Origin of the sequence: Paenibacillus hebaui (assembly GCF_051934385.1) — a bacterium.
Classification (GTDB): domain Bacteria; phylum Bacillota; class Bacilli; order Paenibacillales; family Paenibacillaceae; genus Paenibacillus.
This window is the reverse complement of the sequence record NZ_CP196836.1, coordinates 3,298,314-3,317,059: the sequence shown is the minus strand read 5'-3', so window position 1 is coordinate 3,317,059 and position 18,746 is coordinate 3,298,314. Positions and strand designations below refer to the sequence as shown.

At 44.7% G+C, this 18,746-nt stretch carries 21 protein-coding genes; 6 read left to right on the top strand and 15 right to left on the bottom strand.

Annotated features, from left to right (window positions below):
• Positions 1-6: 6 nt before the first annotated feature.
• The 5 genes from ccmA to ACR32F_RS14670 form a co-directional block, all read right to left on the bottom strand.
• Positions 7-720, bottom strand: a complete 714-nt coding sequence (ccmA, locus tag ACR32F_RS14690) for a heme ABC exporter ATP-binding protein CcmA (RefSeq protein WP_440119412.1) — start codon at positions 718-720, stop codon at positions 7-9.
• The gene (locus ACR32F_RS14685) at positions 713-1,534 is read right to left on the bottom strand and encodes an ABC transporter permease (protein ID WP_440119859.1); all 822 of its coding nucleotides are present in this window, start codon (positions 1,532-1,534) and stop codon (positions 713-715) included. Before ACR32F_RS14685 ends, ccmA begins: the two co-directional genes overlap by 8 nt.
• A 28-nt stretch (positions 1,535-1,562) precedes the next feature.
• Positions 1,563-2,135 (bottom strand): nitrous oxide reductase accessory protein NosL, encoded by a 573-nt coding sequence (locus ACR32F_RS14680; RefSeq protein ID WP_440119411.1) that lies wholly within the window; start codon positions 2,133-2,135, stop codon positions 1,563-1,565.
• Positions 2,132-3,520 (bottom strand): right-handed parallel beta-helix repeat-containing protein, encoded by a 1,389-nt coding sequence (locus ACR32F_RS14675; protein ID WP_440119410.1) that lies wholly within the window; start codon positions 3,518-3,520, stop codon positions 2,132-2,134. The genes ACR32F_RS14680 and ACR32F_RS14675 overlap by 4 nt, the downstream gene beginning before the upstream one ends.
• Before the next feature lie 311 nt (positions 3,521-3,831).
• A complete protein-coding gene (locus ACR32F_RS14670; RefSeq protein ID WP_440119409.1) occupies positions 3,832-4,428 on the bottom strand; it encodes a TetR/AcrR family transcriptional regulator in 597 nt (198 codons plus the stop codon).
• A gap of 140 nt (positions 4,429-4,568) precedes the next feature.
• Between ACR32F_RS14670 and ACR32F_RS14665 the strand changes: the two genes are divergently transcribed.
• The gene (locus tag ACR32F_RS14665) at positions 4,569-5,450 is read left to right on the top strand and encodes an ABC transporter ATP-binding protein (protein WP_440119408.1); all 882 of its coding nucleotides are present in this window, start codon (positions 4,569-4,571) and stop codon (positions 5,448-5,450) included.
• 1 nt (position 5,451) lies between these two features.
• Positions 5,452-6,249: a hypothetical protein gene (locus ACR32F_RS14660; RefSeq protein WP_440119407.1), complete on the top strand. Its 798-nt coding sequence runs from the start codon at positions 5,452-5,454 to the stop codon at positions 6,247-6,249.
• 214 nt (positions 6,250-6,463) lie between these two features.
• Here the strand turns inward: ACR32F_RS14660 and bshB2 are convergent, their stop codons facing one another.
• Both bshB2 and ACR32F_RS14650 read right to left on the bottom strand, forming a co-directional pair.
• Positions 6,464-7,138: a bacillithiol biosynthesis deacetylase BshB2 gene (bshB2, locus tag ACR32F_RS14655; protein WP_440119406.1), complete on the bottom strand. Its 675-nt coding sequence runs from the start codon at positions 7,136-7,138 to the stop codon at positions 6,464-6,466.
• A 23-nt stretch (positions 7,139-7,161) separates the two neighbouring features.
• Positions 7,162-7,506, bottom strand: a complete 345-nt coding sequence (locus tag ACR32F_RS14650; protein WP_440119404.1) for a YojF family protein — start codon at positions 7,504-7,506, stop codon at positions 7,162-7,164.
• Between the two features lie 353 nt (positions 7,507-7,859).
• On the opposite strand from ACR32F_RS14650, the gene ACR32F_RS14645 reads away from it, so the two are divergent.
• Positions 7,860-8,645: a DUF817 domain-containing protein gene (locus ACR32F_RS14645; protein ID WP_440119402.1), complete on the top strand. Its 786-nt coding sequence runs from the start codon at positions 7,860-7,862 to the stop codon at positions 8,643-8,645.
• Positions 8,646-8,821: 176 nt separating this feature from the next.
• Here the strand turns inward: ACR32F_RS14645 and ACR32F_RS14640 are convergent, their stop codons facing one another.
• Both ACR32F_RS14640 and ACR32F_RS14635 read right to left on the bottom strand, forming a co-directional pair.
• On the bottom strand, positions 8,822-10,045 hold the full coding sequence (locus tag ACR32F_RS14640; protein ID WP_440119401.1) for a macrolide family glycosyltransferase: 1,224 nt from the start codon (positions 10,043-10,045) through the stop codon (positions 8,822-8,824).
• Between the two features lie 69 nt (positions 10,046-10,114).
• Positions 10,115-11,482, bottom strand: coding sequence for an MFS transporter (locus ACR32F_RS14635; RefSeq protein WP_440119400.1), 1,368 nt, complete (start codon positions 11,480-11,482; stop codon positions 10,115-10,117).
• Positions 11,483-11,779: 297 nt separating this feature from the next.
• Here ACR32F_RS14635 and ACR32F_RS14630 point away from each other — a divergent pair, with 297 nt between their 5' ends.
• Positions 11,780-12,100, top strand: a complete 321-nt coding sequence (locus ACR32F_RS14630; protein ID WP_440111819.1) for a transposase — start codon at positions 11,780-11,782, stop codon at positions 12,098-12,100.
• Positions 12,097-12,960, top strand: coding sequence for an IS3 family transposase (locus tag ACR32F_RS14625; RefSeq protein WP_440119858.1), 864 nt, complete (start codon positions 12,097-12,099; stop codon positions 12,958-12,960). The genes ACR32F_RS14630 and ACR32F_RS14625 overlap by 4 nt, the downstream gene beginning before the upstream one ends.
• 72 nt (positions 12,961-13,032) lie before the next feature.
• On the opposite strand, the gene murB is transcribed toward ACR32F_RS14625, so the two are convergent.
• From murB to ACR32F_RS14600, 5 genes are all read right to left on the bottom strand, one after another.
• On the bottom strand, positions 13,033-13,923 hold the full coding sequence (murB, locus tag ACR32F_RS14620) for a UDP-N-acetylmuramate dehydrogenase (RefSeq protein ID WP_440119399.1): 891 nt from the start codon (positions 13,921-13,923) through the stop codon (positions 13,033-13,035).
• Positions 13,924-13,998: 75 nt separating this feature from the next.
• Positions 13,999-14,286, bottom strand: a complete 288-nt coding sequence (locus tag ACR32F_RS14615) for a HesB/YadR/YfhF family protein (protein ID WP_440119398.1) — start codon at positions 14,284-14,286, stop codon at positions 13,999-14,001.
• A gap of 22 nt (positions 14,287-14,308) precedes the next feature.
• The gene (locus ACR32F_RS14610) at positions 14,309-14,668 is read right to left on the bottom strand and encodes a HesB/IscA family protein (RefSeq protein WP_440119397.1); all 360 of its coding nucleotides are present in this window, start codon (positions 14,666-14,668) and stop codon (positions 14,309-14,311) included.
• A 334-nt stretch (positions 14,669-15,002) separates the two neighbouring features.
• A complete protein-coding gene (locus tag ACR32F_RS14605) occupies positions 15,003-15,308 on the bottom strand; it encodes a winged helix-turn-helix transcriptional regulator (protein WP_440119395.1) in 306 nt (101 codons plus the stop codon).
• A 95-nt stretch (positions 15,309-15,403) separates the two neighbouring features.
• Positions 15,404-16,765, bottom strand: coding sequence for an MFS transporter (locus tag ACR32F_RS14600; protein ID WP_440119394.1), 1,362 nt, complete (start codon positions 16,763-16,765; stop codon positions 15,404-15,406).
• Between the two features lie 166 nt (positions 16,766-16,931).
• On the opposite strand from ACR32F_RS14600, the gene ACR32F_RS14595 reads away from it, so the two are divergent.
• Positions 16,932-17,591: a helix-turn-helix transcriptional regulator gene (locus tag ACR32F_RS14595; protein WP_440119393.1), complete on the top strand. Its 660-nt coding sequence runs from the start codon at positions 16,932-16,934 to the stop codon at positions 17,589-17,591.
• Positions 17,592-17,674: 83 nt separating this feature from the next.
• Here the strand turns inward: ACR32F_RS14595 and ACR32F_RS14590 are convergent, their stop codons facing one another.
• Positions 17,675-18,658: an SDR family NAD(P)-dependent oxidoreductase gene (locus ACR32F_RS14590; RefSeq protein ID WP_440119392.1), complete on the bottom strand. Its 984-nt coding sequence runs from the start codon at positions 18,656-18,658 to the stop codon at positions 17,675-17,677.
• Positions 18,659-18,746 lie beyond the last annotated feature (88 nt).

Here is an 18,746-nt window from a genome sequence, read left to right as displayed (position 1 = left end):
TCACCTTCACTTTAAACCGAGACTTTGATGAAATGCAGCGTGAAGCGAACCAAACTCGTCACGGATGTCATTCGTGGAGCCATCTCCTACGTTACGTCCATTGCTCATAAAGACAATCTGATCCGCAATATCGTCTGCAATCTCCAGCTGATGGGTGGAGAATACCACCATGTGGCCCTCCTGTTTGATTCCCTTTATAAGCTGTGCCAGTTCCTGCATCCAAAATGGATCTAATCCATTCGTCGGCTCATCCATGATGAGAAGCGGGGGTTTGGCAAGCAAAGCCTGAGCAAATAATACACGTTGACGCATGCCTTTGGAAAAGGTCGTGACCCGTTTGTTCCTTTGGTCTTCCAATCCTACCATCGCTAGAACTTCCTGTACTCTCCCTTTGGGAACTTTCCGCAGAGATGCCCAGAACTGGAGTATTTCTTCTGCCGTCAGCCCCTGATTAAATTGATAATCATCCGGCATATATCCGATCTGTTCTGAATAGCGCTTACGTTCCTTGGACCAGCTTAGCTTATTTACAACGACTTCACCGGATGTAGGCCGAAGAATACCTGCGATCATACGCAAAACGGTACTCTTCCCTGCTCCATTCCCTCCACATAAGGCGAGCACATGGCCTGAAGAAATGCGAAAGGAAATATCCTTTACAATTGGTTGTTTTTTTATGGATTTGCATAATCCAATGACCTCAGCTTCCACGTTATGCATGGGAACGCCCCCTCTCCCAGATCGCGTATACAGCCAGGACAGAGCAGGTAATCCAGAGCAGGCATATCCCAATGAAAATCCAACTGCCGCTGGGTTGCTGAACCCATTCCACCCATCGATAATATTCTGGTCCCAGAATGGAGCCGCCTCCCAGTTTGATCACTACATACAAGCGCACCAGCTCGGCCGGATTGATGAGAGTCAGTATCACAAGCAGTGGTTTGACCCACAAATAAGGCAGCAATCCCAGCACAGAGAGCAGTAACGTAGGCCATCCAATGACTGTGAAAAACCATACGGTCACAGAGATGGTTAACGCCTGCCACCGATTGCGCGACAACGAACCGATAAATAGAGCCACGGTCAGGAATAACAACACGAGCCCACAGGAGAATACCAGGAAGAGTATATACGTCGTGACATCCAGTGGATTTCCGACCAATCCGCTAATAACCCCCATCAATCCGTATCCAAAGCCAACAATAGTGATCAAGACGATTGCCAGCCCAAGATACTTCCCAACAATAAAAGACATCGTGCCTATGGGGTAGGTGGACAGCAATTGCCAGCTGCCGTCTTCTTTTTCGGATGTTAACGAGAAGGAACCCAGGAACAGCGTCATTAATGGCAAAAGGTAGAGAATGAGATTCAACATGGAACCTGTGGTGCCCGAATATCCTTCAACCAGATTCTGTGAATTCAGTAGTAACAAGCTTAAGCTAAAGGTGCAAAAAAGGATCAGAAACGAATACGCCCAGGGATTGCGAAATCCCATTTTCACTTCTCGTCTTGCAATCTGAATCATATCTGCCATCATTGATCACCATTTTCCATTGTCATGCCTAGTGGCCTGACTCTTCTTTCATCTCACCTTCCTGGTGTGTTCCTTCACTTTCCCCTTCTTCACCATGTCCGTGCCCATGATCACCCATCATGTCCATATTCTCTGTATTCTGTTTCCAGTCATGGGAGGCGAGATCCTCGGCGGTCATGATGGTTCCCACACCTTGCTCAGCAACGAAAGCTTCAGCTGAGGGCTTGTCCTTGAAGGTGAGAATTCCATAAGCCATCGGAGTACGCAATGTAGCATCGTATACATAAGTAGCTTTACTGTATTCAATCCATTCCTTGTCATTGTAATCACGAACAAAGTCCATACCAATGTTGTCTGTACCATTTTCTTTTTTCCACTGGTTCATACAGCCGATGTCATCAAACTTATAGTTTTTCCCGTCTTTCGTTGTGAGCTGCGTTGCATACGCATCATCCTTCACTTGCATTTTACATATCGCACAGATATCCACGTCTTCATTGATCGGCAATGCCGCGTATTTTGGTCCGCAAGCCGTTAACAGTATAATGCCAAACATAAGTACCATAACCATGATCCATCTTCTATTCAAGCTTATGTTCATTTTCGTAATACCCCCATATAGATGATTATAAAAGTTGCCATACCTAACAGAACCAGCCCGAGCATCCACACAACATTGGAACCAGTTGTCCTTTCCGTTGACATTTGCAGATCAGATTCCATGTCCATGCTCATTCGTGGCGACTTGTCGGTGGTCCATTGTTCTCTGCCTTCCGTAAACAAGTCACTCAGAAAGACCATGCCCGGTGATTGAAAAAAGAGCTGATACGCTGAATTCCGACTGACCAGTTGCTCATAAAAAGGATTGATGGCATAGGAAATGTCACTGATCCCATCCTGATTCAGGTCGAGTCCCTGAAAGGAGTCCCAGTAATTCTCCATCATGATATTATCCGGACTATCCAGTGGCGAAGCTTCAATGACATTGGACACAAATCGATTATGTGTAAACTCGTTAGCTTCTGCCAGAACCAGCTGGATTCCAATAAAATTCCGAAGCACCGCATTGCCACGGATCTCATTACCCGAGGATTCTGCAATATTCATGCCGACACGATTACCCTCCACTACATTGTTGAGAACGGAGGATTGATGTACGTCATACAACAAAATTCCTTGCGAATGGACATTTGTACTCTGTTTGCGAAAGAAATTCCCTGATATAACCGTGTTCTTGACGCCCATGATCATGGCACCTGTCATGTTCCCCTCTCCGGTATTATCCATGACAGAGGAGCCGTCAATGTACATACAATGAATGCCATACCTTGTATGTAACAGCCTGTTATTTTCCACAGTACTCTTGCGACTGTTCTCCAGATAGATTCCATCCCTCATGCCAGTGATCTCATTGGCTTCAATGTAGCTATCATGCGAATTGTACAGATCAATTCCGTTCCCCTTCTGGCTGCTGGAGGCAGAATCAGCCCCCACCCAAGTAATGTCATTCCTCTGAATAATCGCATGACTGGAATCCCGAATGATCATGCCAAAACCTTGGGTCTCAATATGCATGTCCGTGATCTCACTGTTTTTCCCTTCAACCTGGATCGCTGCGGTCTGCTCGTTAGCATCATGTTCAATCGTAAACCCACTCAGCTTCACCCCATCCGAGCGAATGGTTATCGTGGATGTGGTTTCTGCATTAAGTAATATGACCGTAGGATCGCCCTGTATGGTCAAGTTCTTGTCGATCGTTACAGGGCCAGAGTAACGGCCTGATTCAAGCACAATAACTTCTCCGGGCGCAGAACGGTCAATCACAGGTTGGAGCGGGATAATGCCACGGTTGCCGGAGTCGGCCATGGCCGTTCCATGCGGGAAACTCAGTGGAATCGTCATTATAACGGTCAGGAAAATCAACCCTAGCATCCTGCTTTTCAAGCAGTAGTCGGATGTACTTAACTTCGTCCAAGGATCACGCATGATTCTTCCCGCACAATTCGGGCTCCCTGATGCCCCGAACCCATAATCTACGTTTGCTGTACACACCATTCCCTCCATTCCACACCAAATAAACCATCCATGTTCATCCTCAATTGAAGCAAGAAAATAAATAAAGCGTTATCACAAGCCTGATCACAGTGTACTTAAAATGATGTTTTTTCCATATAGCTCAATTAGGCTATAGACACCACATTTTTGTGTCGATATTGTGATTTAAACCAAAAAAGCCGCCATATCGGCGACTTCCCAAGCAACTGTACTATATAAATGCCATTCAAGTATTTAAATAATTAATTTCCCTCTTCCCTATTACCCAGAATTCCGTAAAGAAACAGCTTGCCCAACTCTTTTCGCACATTTACGTTAAGTTTTTCTGCGAAAGATGGTTCGCTCAGCATGGCCATAATTCCATTCATGAAAATCATGATGGCTTCTGCCGATATGCCTCCTTTTATTTTCCCCTCGGCTTTGCCTTGTTCGATCAGCTTCATAAGCTCGGGAATGACAACGTTTCTGGCATAATCCTCAATATGCTCTTTGAATGCCGGATCTTCGAACATAAAATTCTTTATGCCCTCACTATTTAACGTCTCTTGATTGTTTACGGATAACTCATACATTTTGCTCATCTTGTCTTCAAAAGGAATATCGGAGTTCATCAAAAGACTGAATTCCTTCCCCGACTCATCCATTTGATGATAAAAAATCTCCTTGGCCAGTTCTTCTTTGCTTCCAAAAAAATTATATATGGATGCAGGAGACACACCAGCATGTTGCGCGATCTCCCTTACACCGATTTCTTTAAAATTGCGAGTCATAATCATATCGATTAGCGATTGCAGGATTTGCTTTTTTTTCTGTTCTCTGCGTTTTTCGAAGCCATTCATGGGAACCTACCGTCCTATCCTCCGCGAATTATGTAACAATATACCTCTATGTTATATTTTTATTGACATCTAATCAAGCTGATAATATTATGTAACTTAGATGGTAATAGTTACATATTTTTTTATGGAGGTTGAGATTAATGATCAAGGTCCACTCATTAACCAAGATCTATTCGAATGGTAAGGGGATTCGGGATGTGAGTTTTGACGTTGAAGAAGGAGAGGTCTTTGGATTTCTTGGGCCCAATGGTGCTGGAAAAACAACGACTCTGCGTCATCTGATGGGATTTGTGAACCCCTCCAGCGGGAAGGCTAGTATTAACGGCTTAGACTGCAGAAGGGAAGCAGCACAAATCCAGAAGAATTTGGGTTATGTGCCTGGCGAGATCGCATTTTACGATAACATGACAGGCATGCAGTTTCTGGACTTTATTGATGATTTAAGAGGACGTAACGACAAACTGCGCCGCGATCAATTAATCAACCGTTTCGAGTTGGAATCGGATCGGAAGATCCGCAAAATGTCCAAGGGGATGAAACAAAAAGTAGGATTGATCGCCGCTTTTATGCACGACCCTGCAGTGCTTATTCTTGATGAACCTACAAGCGGGCTCGATCCACTGATGCAGAGAAGATTTGTGGAACTGATTATTGAGGAAAGAAACCGGGGCAAAACGATACTGATGTCTTCCCATCTCTTTGATGAAGTCGATCACACTTGTGGACGGGTAGGCATCATACGGGAAGGATCAATCGTAACCGTGGAGAACATAAACTCGCTAAAAAGGACACTGCCGAAGAGCATTGTAGTCGCTCTGGCGCATGCGGAGGATATGCAGGTCCTTCAAAATAACGGGCTCCTTTATACTGAATTGGGTCCCTTACGTGTGGAGATTAAGATTACGGATGGCTATGACCAAATGCTCAGCGCACTCTCCCAGTGCAAGGTTATTCATATGGAGTGCCCTCCCCAAACGCTTGAGCAAATTTTCATGGGCTTCTATGGAAAGGAGCAAAATTAATATGTCCTGGGCATTATTTAAAGCAAATATGCGGGCCAATCGGTTCATTTGGTTTCTTATTGTAGCCATCTATTCTTTTTACTCCATTATGCTGATCGGTATGTTCGATCCGGATAGCGTCGATGCATTAAAAGAAATGCTGAACATGCTTCCTCCTGAGCTCATCAATGCTATGGGAATGAACGTTGGAACCACCTTGCTTACCTTTCTTTCCGGAACACTATACAGTCTTCTTCTCTATTTGTTCCCCATGGTTGTTTCCATCGTTACGAACCACCGAATAATGGCCGCTCATGTGGATAAAGGAAGCATGTCCTATCTGCTTTCAACGTCCAACTCAAGAAAACGTATTGCTGTTACCCAAGCGGTCTACAGTCTGATTTCAATAACAGCGATCTTTTGCTGGATCACGGTACTAACTCTTGTCGTATCATCTGTCATGTTTCCGGGGCTTATGGATATCAACCAATTCATTTGGCTTAATCTGTACGCCCTTCTGATGTATTACGCCATCAATGGTATCTGTTTTTTCGCTTCTTGTTTGGCGAATGAAAGCAAGTATAGTCTTGGACTCGGGGCCGGTATTCCTGTTGCGTTTGTACTACTGCAAATGCTGGGCGATTCAGGAGAAACGTTGAGCTGGATTGGCAATATGTCCTTGTATTCCTTGTTCGATCCGGTACGATTGTTCGCGGGTGACAGCTTTGCGTATGTGGGAATGGCTGTGTTCGCCGGACTCGCAGCACTTCTGTATGCTGCAGGAATCATTATTTTTGATAAAAAAGATTTGCCTATTTAATCGTGGCATAGTTTGATTAACTCCCGCAAAGGGCCATAATGATGGAAAAACGCAAACGGGACGAAGCAGGATAGACCTCTGCTTCGTCCCGTTTGAACGTATCGGTGTCATTTCTCGACCAATATGTTTTTTTAAGGGCTTTTGGACAACCACTTTTTTAAGTGTCTACTTAAAGGAGATAATACCACATATCGGCGACTTCCAAGTAATCATGTTATTCAAATGGATAGATCCAGAATGTTTCTTTACCGAAACGAAGCTTAATTTCTTCATCGTTCAGCTCACGATTTCCAACCAGCTCCGCTGCCTGGAATTGAGAACGGTGGGCTCGAATAGACGCCATTTTTTGGTCCAGAAATCCGGTTACGTCAACGATCACATCCGCTTTGCCAATGTACTGTTCCTGATTGTTGGCGAACGCCACACAGTGAACCACTGGACGCTCAGCCACAGGAAGTTGAGCGATTGTACGTATGACAGCGGCTCCCGTCGCATCATGATCGGGATGAACGCTGTACCCAGGATAGAAAGTAATGACGAGCGAAGGCTTCAGCTCCTTGAGCAACGCCATGATGCTGCCTTCCAATAACTGCGGATCTTCAAACTCCAGCATTTTATCGTGGAAGCCCAGCATCCTGAGGTCCTGAATACCAATCGCTTCCGAAGCTGCGATGAGTTCCTCTTTGCGGATGGTAGGTAACGTGACTCGGTTGGCAAAGGGAGGAATCCCCATATTGCGTCCCATCTCGCCGAGTGTCAGACAAGCATAGGTTACATGGGCACCACCATCTATGTACTTGGCTAGCGTTCCCGATGCAGAGAAAGCCTCATCATCAGGATGTGGGTACACCACCAGGATGCGCTCATGCTCGTTATGTGTAGTATTCATGGTTATTCGTTCCTCCGCTTTCATCAGAACATCTCCCGACCCAGTTGTAACGCCACAACCAGCTTGCCTTGGCTGTCGTGACCGGCCAAAATCAGTCTTTCTTTTTCCTGCTCATCAATGTGTGTAAGGCCTTCGGCGTAAATCCAGCCCTGAGTGGTTTTCAGACCGACTCGGTATGGACCTGTACCGGAGATGGACCCCTGCGTATATCGTATGGCCGCATTGGTAATGAATGCCGATGCCGGATGTCTTGTACTGTCCAGGTGATGTGCGTATGCACCTGACGTGAGTTCGAGATGTACGTATAAGTCCTGATCAGCAAGGTGATTAATCCGGAGCTGAATATCTTGAGGTTGTATCGGCTGCATGGCGGCCTCCTTGTCTAATGTAATTGTACGAATTTCATTTTAACATAACCACGAGAGAATATACATTGAATGACCGATTCGCCTACTCATGAAGCCTTCTCATAGAATAGGCCGAGTCCTACGCAAGGCAAAGAAGTCTGTATTCTTTTATTCCAGTCCAATCGAGAATCATCGTTAATGAAAGGGATCATTTTAGATTTTGAAAACAAGAACAGATTTACGCGTTTTTTTCTCTTTTTATTATTGGATGATATCTATATCATGAGTGTAGGCTAAAAAGTGCCCATGATGAACACTCTCAAATCATATAATGAATCGTGCTCAAACCTGTTTGGAAAGGAGATTAACTCGATTTGAAACCTCTAATACAGCTACTTCACTTCGGCTATCATCAGGCCATGAGCTGCATATTTCCTGTAGCAATCTTTGGAACATTGGCTCTTTCCACTGTAATACAGGTCCCTTTCCTTCATCGTTATGATGCCATTCTGCTCGTATTGCTCGTTGTGCAGTACCTGATGTATCGAAGTGGATTGGAAACCCGGGATGAAATCAAGGTCATCTGTGTATTTCACATCATTGGCCTGGTGCTGGAAATATATAAAGTATGGATGGGATCATGGTCATACCCTGAGCCAGCATACACCAAAATTCTCGGAGTCCCTTTATATAGTGGATTTATGTATGCAAGTGTAGCCAGCTTTATGTGCCAAGTATGGCGCAGACTGCGTATGGACATGACCGGCTGGCCCGGGTTGGCACCTTCGTTTCTCTTAGGAGCAGCTATCTATATCAACTTTTTCACCCATCATTTTATTCCCGATTTTCGCTGGTGGCTAACGGCGCTTGTATTTATGGTCTTCTGGAAAACATGGATTATCTACCGGGTACGAGCAACAACCTATCGAATGCCGTTATCGCTTGCTTTTGTCATTGTCGGTTTTTTCATCTGGGCTGCTGAGAATATAGCCACATTCTTTAATGGCTGGAAATACCCCGACCAGCACGAGGCCTGGCAACTGGTTAGTTTTAGCAAAATCAGTTCGTGGTTCCTGTTGGTCATCATTAGCGTCATCATCGTTGCTCAGCTTAAATATGTGAAAGCCAATCGAACCCCCAACAATCCAAGTGTAAGTTAATTCAGAAATCCTCCTACATTAGAAACAGCGGCAGTCCAAGACTTGAAATCAAGCCTTTGGCTGCCGCTGTTTCTATGATGATCATTTGCTCCAAAACCTATCATTCTCACTCAAAACTAACGATCCGATTACCGCAGGAGCCCCTAAGACGTGTCATCGATGTTGGAATATGAAGATTAAACCTTAGCAAAATGATTCATAATCATCTCAGCGGCCCGCTTATAACCACCAGCCTGCCGTAAAGATTCGCCGATGAGGCAAGCCTGCTGTTTATAACGCGGATTGCTTAGGACTTCTCCTAATGCCTCTCTCAGATCAGCTGCACTGAGGTTATGTTTATTTAAAGTGATACCCGCCCCCAACTCCTGTACCCGTTTGGCAACGAGTGGCTGATCCGACGTTAACGGAATCATCACCAACGGAACGTTGTAATAAAGCGCCTCACTTGTACTGTTCATTCCAGCATGTGTAATAAAAACATCCGTATGCTGTAGCATTTCCAACTGTGCAATGTATGGCATGACGATAAAATTAGAAGGAATTCGATCAGCCAGCGGCACCATATCCGTATATCTTCCTGAAGATAGAACCACATTCACTGGCAAATCCCCAAATGCTTCAAAGCAAAGCTGATAGAAATCCAGGTTTTTATTTAAAATGGTTCCCATGGCAATGTACACGGTTTGCTGGTAACGTTGACGAAGTAGCTCGAACGAGAAGTTCGGAGCATCTTGACGCGGTATGATGGAAGGACCCGTGAAAATAAAGCTAGGGTCCAGCTTTTCGGCCTGCGGTTGAAAATAACGGCTTGTATACACAAGCTTTAACCGACCTGCATGTGCCGGAATCTCTTCTATGGCTGGAATACTCACTTGAAACTCTTGCGCTAACTCACGCGTTATCTTCATCGTAGCCTCATACAGTTCCTTCGTATCCATATCCATTTTCTTCTCCTTCTCATTCATGCCTTCGCCAGCCCCCAAAGGATCTACGAAAGCAAAGGAGGCAATCGAACACACCGCGGGAATTCCCAATTTTTCTGCAAGAATAGTCCCTCCCCAGCCCATCAGGGAATCAAAGATCATATAATCGAACTTTTGATTTTCGATCACTCGAAGCACCTCGGGGATCATCCTCCGAATGACACCGCCTACCATCATATAAATGAACTGATAAGCATGCTTGTACTCCTGCGGTTTCAACACTGGATCATGAGAGAAGGCATCTTGCGGAAATGGATAGGTAATCAACCGGGCTCCGGTTTGTTCAATTCGGGAGCGGTACTCCTCCGTGCACACATAGACAACTTCCTCTCCACTGTCAATCAACTGAGTAACTAATCCTAACGACGGATTCACATGGCCTTCAGCCGGAGTAATGACAACTAATACACGTGCCATCTTATCCACCTCCCAATGTAATTTTTCCCCCGTTCTTCGTGATGTATTTAACGACGCGATGGTCATCCGTTACATGGGAATGTTCTCTTTCGACTGGCTGATCGGATGATGTTCTTCTTGATGAACGAGTTCGGTGATTCGTAAAGATGCTAAGAAACTTAATAAGCCCCATAGTAATTGGAGTGTTAATACGATCACAACTCCTGTCGATATGCCCCACTGTAAAGTTTCAGATAATGCGATAAGAGCGCCGCCAACTCCGATGCTTACTCCAATATAGAAGGAATCCACGAATTGAAGATTGGCGGACATCTCGCCCTCTTTCCTAGGCGCCGCATGTTGTAAAGCAATGGCCGCCGTTGTAGGATTAGCCAATCCAACACCGAAGCCGGTAATCATTTGCGAGAGCAGGATGAGTATAATTCCACCGTCTGACAACAGAAGAGCCAAGATCACAAGTACAGTTCCAGCAATCATAATCCCAATACCCACCATGACTCTGTGCTTTCGGCCACGACCTAAATCTCGTACATCGAGCTTGGCTTGCAACCACGCTGCGGCGGACCAACTCAAAGAACCTGCTGCTACAATGAGGCCGGCAAGGTCTGCCGATAACCCCTTTACTTCGGTTAGTGCCAAGATCACAAAGCTCTCCGTTGTAAAATAACAAGCCACATACAACCCTCTGGAAACCAATGTGGCAGGAAGTCCTTTTTGCACCGTAAAGGTGCCCCTGGGCAGAAGTTTGTGCATTTGTGGAATCATGACGAATAATCCACCCAAAGTGAGAACTATTCCTTTCCAATCGGTTATCATACCAAGTCCAGTGAGTAACAATCCGGTTCCAATGGCAAGTAGAATCGCATAAAGAGTCTTCGAGTCGGCTGTTTGGGCTGGTCCTGTCCGTACTTGCCGAAGCTGCAGATCACGGAAAGAGCGAAATGTGAGACTCAATGCCACTCCAATCAAGGGTAAAACAATCCAGAAAACAAATCGCCATGACATATAAGAGGCAATAAGACCTGCCAGGTAAGGCCCAATTAAGGAAGGCAGAACAAATGCCATGGAGAAAGCTGCTAAAATTTGAGTACGAAGAGCGTCTGAATAATGCAATGTGACACAGGTATAAACACATGTGATCAAGGCTCCCGCCCCAAAACCTTGTAAGGCTCTTCCTGCGATAAGCATGTGCATATCAAAAGAAACAGCCGCGACCACAGTTCCTAACACAAAAATACTAAACGACACGAGCATGGATGTAAAAACACCGCGTTTGTCAACCTGCTGCCCCATCACCAGGGTTCCAATAAGCTGGGATAACAAAAATGCGCTGAAGATCCAACCGTATAAATGGATACCCTCCAAGCTTTGTGCCATTTTCGCCGCAATTGTTGTAATAGCCAGCCCCTCGAAAGCTACGGTTGTCAGAACCAGCATAATACCAATCGTAAGCGCCCTGTGCTGTCTATCAAAAATCCCATTCTGATTGTTGTTTGTCTCCTACACCTCCATAATAGATGAACTTATGGTAAAATTCACCTTTTTTATGTTCTAAATATACAATAAACGCTCTACTTTGTAAATAAAAATGTTTAATAAGTAAATACGACGAGAATGGCTACTCAACTAACAAAAAAAAACCGCCAAAGGTGGTATTATCCCCTTTAAGTAGACACTTAAAAAAACCTTCATGTTATCATGGGGGTTCAAGTGACACTTGGAGGGGATATTTTTATGGCGAAAAAAGGGCAAACATTTCAGACGTATACCGAAGAATTCAAATTGAATGCAGTTAGATCATATGTCGAAGGTTCTTCAAGTTACAAGGTGGTTGCTGAGCGCGAGGGGATTCGAAACTGTTCACAATTGAAGGTGTGGGTGAAAAAGTGGATAAACGGGGAAGCTTTCGATGAGCGAAAAAACAGTGTCCCGAATCCACTGAAGGGACGTCCCCGTACAACCTTTGGCAGCGTGGAGGAAGAACGAGATTATCTTCAAGCACAGGTGGATTATTTAAAAAAGCGGTATCCCAATCTAGCAAAGGAGAAGCGCTGAGCCAACGGGAGAACTACGATATCCTAGATGAATTGCGCTGCTTGCATGGCATTACACGCCTATTAACAATTGCAGGAATACCCCGATCCAGTTACTACAAATGGCGAGCAACCCAGCCGCAGCGAGACGCAAGACAAGACCGTGATCGTGAGATCAAAGAACACATGATGGCTATTCATTTTGCAAACCGAGAGTTTGGTTATCCTCGCATGACAACGGCGTTGTGGGAGGCCGGTCTGAACGTCAATCACAAGAAAGTATGGCGAATCATGCGGGAACTATCGATCCAATCGGTGATTCGCAAGAAGCGGAAGAAGTCCAGCTATACGCCATCTGTTATCTATCCGAATCGCCTGAAGCGCCAATTTCATGCCACAGCACCCCAGCAAAAAATGGTGACGGATATTACCTATATTTCGGATGGGAGCGCATTCGTTTACCTGTCTGTGATTCAAGACTTGTTCAACAACGAGATTGTAGCTTGGCAGTTATCTAAACGGAACGATGTTCAGCTCGTATTGGATACGGTAGAACAATGGACACAAAAAAGAGACGTTTCGGAAGCCGTGCTCCATTCGGATCAGGGCTTCCAGTACACGTCTCAGGCGTACAACTCACGATTAGAAGCATTCGGCGTCAAGGGCAGCCACTCTCGCAAAGCAACCTGCCTGGATAACGCATGCATCGAATCTTTCTTTTCGCATCTCAAAACAGAGAAGCTGTACCTTAACCAGTGTAATTCAGAAGCAGAGATTCGACAAGCTGTGGAAGATTACATTTACAATTACAACTACCGACGCTTTCAAGCCAAACTCAAACAGCGCGCACCGATTGAATATCGATGCGCACTGGCAGCATAGCTTTTTTCATCTGTCTACTTGACAGGGGTATGACCAAAGGCAAGGCGGCTTTAAAGTAGTCCATAGAAGAACTTATTCTCCCAAAATAATGACTTCTGTCTCCAAATCAATATTAAATGTCTCATTCACTCTTTGTTTGATTAAATGGATTAACGCCAAATAATCCTCTGCGGTTGCATGATCTGCATTAATGATAAAACCTGCATGCTTCATAGAGATTTCGGCTCCTCCAATGCGGGTGCCTTGCAAGTTGCAATCCTGAATCAATTTTCCTGCAAAGTATCCCTCTGGACGTTTAAATACACTGCCACATGAGGGGAATTCCAGAGGTTGTTTAGATTCTCTTTTATACGTTAAATCCTGCATTATACTGGAAATAACATCCTTGTTTCCTTTTTCGAGCTTAAACTCGACCTCAAGTATGATATGTTCATTCGTTCTGAAGATACTGTCCCGATAACCAAGTTCCATGTCTGCTCGGGATATATCTAGCACTTCTCCATCTTTGGTAATTACACTCGCACGTTCGACAACTTCAGCCATTTGACCACCATAAGCACCCGCATTCATATATAGGGCGCCTCCGGTGCTACCCGGTATTCCACATGCAAACTCCAGACCCGTTAAGCTATGATCCAATGCAATTCTGGAGACATCAATGATATTGGCACCGCTTTGCGCAACAATCCTGTTCCCGCTCACCTGGATTTGATCAAAATCACTCAAAGAAATCGTTACCCCTCTGATTCCGCTCTCTTTGATGATGACATTTGATCCTTTTCCAATCACAGTCAAAGGCAATTGATGTTCTTTTGCAATGTCAACGATGGTTGTAATTTCGTCTTTCGTTGTTGGATGAATAAGTATATCTGCTTTACCACCTAACTTTATATACGTGTGGTCTTTCAGAGGCTCATTACGTTTTACCTTTTCCAAAGGTATGTGATTTTCAAATAGGTTCATGATATTCTCTCCCTGAGTTCATAAAGAAATGATTGTGTCATCGCTGAATAGAGATGCTCCTTCTTTATTATATGCTCAATAGGAGATTTTGTTTGAAAATATGCCATTTTCATTGCAATCAATTTCAAGAAGTTCATCCTGTAAAATCCAAGCATCTGTTTTTTCAACAAAGAAATGAAATCCGCCAATGCATTGAACCAATGCTGGATCGATCGGTGTAGCACTTACATTTATGCCAATCGTAAAAGCATCTGAGCCTCCACCCACATATTTCGCGTAAATCCTTACATATTGGGACTCTTCCAAACCCCATTCATTCTTAAATGAATCTATTGCTTTTTCAGATACTACAAATGATATCATTCCACTTCTCTCCTCCCTGCAGTTAATCACATTTTTTAACTTCGCCCCGATAGTTGGCCATTCTGAAACTGGCCCCGCATCCACATGAAACTTTTGCATTAGGGTTATTCATGGTGAATCCGCCCAACATTCCACTTTCTTCATAGTCAATCTCAAGACCGTCAATATATGGAATACTATTTGTGTGAACCACTATATTAAATTCATCTTTAGTTAATACAAAATCCTCTTCTGTCTGCTGCTCGTCCACGACAAGGGTATAGGATAATCCACTGCATCCCCCTTCTTCAACACCTACTCTAAGAAAGGGATTTCGGGTATTTGCGCTTAATAAGATTTCGGCGATTTTGTCTGATGCTTTATCACTGACCTCAATGTTCATCTTCATTCCTCCTATAAAAGTTTAATAATTTCTTCAGGACTGGTATACGCATTAAAGTAACGACAACGATATTTTTGCAGCGTGGGCGGAATATCATTGATTTCTAAAGAACCGCTGTACAATAATACGCTGTATTTCTCCGAAAATCGTTTTAATAACGGCTCTACATGTTTCAAATTAATATCTATGATAAGTACTGAATTGTCTGGAATTTGATGAAAGCTATGAATCAGATTCGGCCCAGTCTCCACGAGGTAAAAAGACGGTTCAGTTCGAATCAATACACTTAAACTTTTAACAATGTGATGCGTATCTGAGAGGATTAACACATGTATCATTCAGAGAACCCCGTAACCCAGTCTGTTAGACAGGGTATGAAAGCAGCAAGAGCAGCTCCTTTGGGCGTAAGCTCATAAATGATTTGTGTAGGGCGTGTCAGGCTTGTTCTTTTAACCAAATGATGATGTTGAAGATCCTTTAAACGCTTGGAAAGGATCATTTCCGAAAGGGAAGGAATACTCTGGGAAATTTCGCTGAATTTCTTCGGGCCATGAGAAAGAGTAAATAATATATGGATAGTCCATTTAGTCCCGATGATGCGATAAGCTAGAAAAAGTTTCTCCGTATCTTCAGTGGACAAGGATCGGTACACCCTCTTTCTTATGATCAGCATTCTTATAAATGTATTTTAAATCGTTCCACGTTTATAATGACGTGGAACGTTTTTTTATCATTCTAGATGGATTGTTGTGAGATCCGAGTACTCGCAAATAAACTCATTACGATCAACAAGAGATGGAAACCCATGGCTACAATTAATCCGGCTTGCAGTGACATTCCCCCAGCCTGACATACCACAAGAATGGAACCACCGATCCCGATCACTACACCAGGTGTAAATGAATCCGCAAATTGCAGATTTGCAGAGGTTTTGCCGGCACCACCTTCCTCTGTTTTGGAAAATGCCACAACGCCGCTAATCGGATGGGCCAATCCAATTCCGATACCAGCGACGATCTGCCCAATAACTGCAACAGTAACGGTCACAACGGGCACCCAAAATACGATGGCAATCCCTATGGCGAGCAGCAATACTCCCAGAATAATTCTCGTATGACGTCCACGGCCCTGATCTGCCGAATCCCACCGCCCTTGCAGATACGCTATGACGCACCAACTCAATGCAGCACTCGCTACTATTAATCCGGCTTGAGAAGGCGTAATTCCTTTCACATCGATTAAAGCCAATACCAAGAAATTCTGAGTGCTGGTATAGGCAGCGAAGAACAGCCCGCGTGTTGCCAGAATAGCTGGCATGCCTCTACGAAACGTAAGTGTTCCCTTCGGTAGCAGTTTGCGGAGCGGAAATATCATGAGAGCTAAGCCGATAAAGACTAGAACAAATCCCATAATGCTCGGAAGCTCACTTAGACCGACCAAGAAAATCCCTGTCCCCAGTGTTAACAGTAACGCCATCCAAGTCGATGAAGCCCCGGTATCCCTTTGCGTCTTCTGTATCTTTAATTTCGTAAAAGCAGGCAAACTAAGAAACGCTGAAATAGCCAATATAGGCAATATTACCCAGAAAACAAGCCGCCAAGACCACTGATCTGCGATAAGACCTGCAACGTACGGACCAAGCATGGACGGAAGAACATAAGCTGTACCGAATGCTCCGAGTATTTTGGCACGTAATTCATCCGGGTAACTTAAGGATATTGCCGTATACACACAAGTCATCATTGCTCCGGCACCCAAACCCTGCATAGCCCGTGATCCTATCATGGTATACATGTCGCCTGCTGTTGCTGCAGCGATCAGCCCGGTGATAAACAAAAGAAGTGCGAAAGTGAATGGTGCTGCTGGTCCTCTTCTATCTATGATTCGACCAACGACCAGCGTTCCGACAATCTGTGCAAGCAGATATGTACTGAATATCCACCCAAACAGGCTAAGACCGTTCAAGTCTCCAGCAATCGAAGGGGCAATGGTAGTTACGGACAGACCTTCAAATCCAACGGCCATCACTGACAGAATAATACCTATGGTTAGTGCAAAATAACGCGGGCTGAAAATACTTTGATGATTAGACGACATGAAATGTGACCTCCAAGAAAATTGGTATGTAAACATCGTATCCGGATACTTAGTAAACATTTTTATTTACAATGTCTAAACTACAGTTCAGCTTTGACTTTGTCAATATTTTTATTTAAAATGTAATCAGTGATGTAGATTGAGATGCTACAAAAGGAGGTACACCATGAGCCAAAATCAAACTAAAAAGGATGCCTCAACCAGTACCCGAAGAGCAATCATTGATCTGTTAAAGGAGCGAGGGGGAATGGATGTTGTGGCACTCTCCTCCCAATTTTCTCTTTCAGGAATGGCCATCCGTCAACATTTGAATGCGCTGAAAGAAGAAGGGCTCGTTACGAATGTAGAAGAGGCACGTCCCATGGGTCGACCCACCAAGCTATGGATATTAACTCCCGCGGCGAATCGTTTTTTTCCGAGTGGATATTCGGATTTATCCGTTAGTCTGATTAATTCCATGAAAGAAGCTTTTGGTAATGAGGGGCTCGACAAGCTGCTGGCTGTTCGAAATAAGACTATGCAACAACAATATCTCCAGCACCTTGGAGATACATCAGATGTTAAAGAGAAACTGGAGAAATTGGCCGAGATTCGAACGAATGAAGGTTATATGGCCGAGGTTAAGGAGCAGGATGATGGCAGTCTCCTATTCATCGAAAAGCATTGTCCGATCTGTGAAGCTGCTGCTGTATGTACCGGGTTATGCAAGAATGAGTTACATTTATTTAAAACGGTTCTAGGAAATAATGTTCATATTGAACGGGGCGAGTACATTTTAGCGGGAGGAAGAAACTGCGTATACACGGTTAGGCAAAATAAGTCGTGACAAAAAGAGCAACCTCATTAGAGATTGCTCTTTTGTTTACTTACTCTGACTGCCGTTCTCTTGTGAACAAGAAAAGAACGTATTCAAGAGATTGGTAGGTCCGTTTGAGTCAACTTGGCCGATAGCTCCCATAAACGAAGAGCTTGCTCGGGATCGATGGCGTACTTCTTGACCCCGTAGAAGCCTCCATCCTCGGGAGCTAATTCACTGATGTCACAATCCTCGCAGTAAACGCCGCCCTTTCCCTCAAGCTGAGGAGAAGTGGCTGCCCATACTTGAGTTGCTGCACCTTGCTGGGGCGTTTTGAACGCAGGATTGGCGACTTGTCCAGATTCATCAATCCAGCCCAATGCAACCATTTCCTCTTTTGCCATATGTCGTTGCAGCGGTGTCAAAATTCCGCCCGGATGCACCGAAAATGCACGTACCCCCTGATCAGCACCACGTCTGTCCAGCTCAACACTGAACAAAATGGTTGCTGTTTTGGACTGCCCATAGGCAGGGAATTTCTCATAGCTATGCTCAAATTGGATGTCATCCCAACGAATCGGAGAGAAATGATGTCCCGCTGATGCCAAGGAAACAACGCGTGCGCCACCCTGACTTGCGAGTGCAGGCCATAACAGATTGGTGAGCGCGAAGTGACCGAGATGGTTCGTTGCGAACTGGGCTTCCCAACCCGGGCCTACCCTGGTTTCTGGACAAGCCATGATTCCGGCGTTAAGGATCAGCATGTCGATACTACGGTCACTTGCAAGAAACCGTTCGGCAAAAGAGCGAACGCTGGTTAGATCAGCGAGATCCAGTTCGTCAATCTCAACACCTTTCAGACCGGCAAGTGCTTCTTCAGCGACTGCTGGCCGACGTGCTGTGACAACGACCTGTGCTCCTGCTTGTACAAGCGCGCGTGTTGTCTCCAGTCCCAGGCCTGAATATCCACCCGTCACAATAGCAAGGCGCCCTGACAGATTAATATCTCTCAATACGTCCTCCGCCGTGCTGTGATGGTCGAATCCAGAGTCCATTTTATGTTGTAAGGTGCTTTTAAAGTCCTTTTCCTGTGTCATCACGTTCATCTCCTTTACAATGCTTTTTCATTCTTTTGCAAGTCTACACCTTAGAGTATACTCTAAGTCAAATGGCAAAGATGGAATC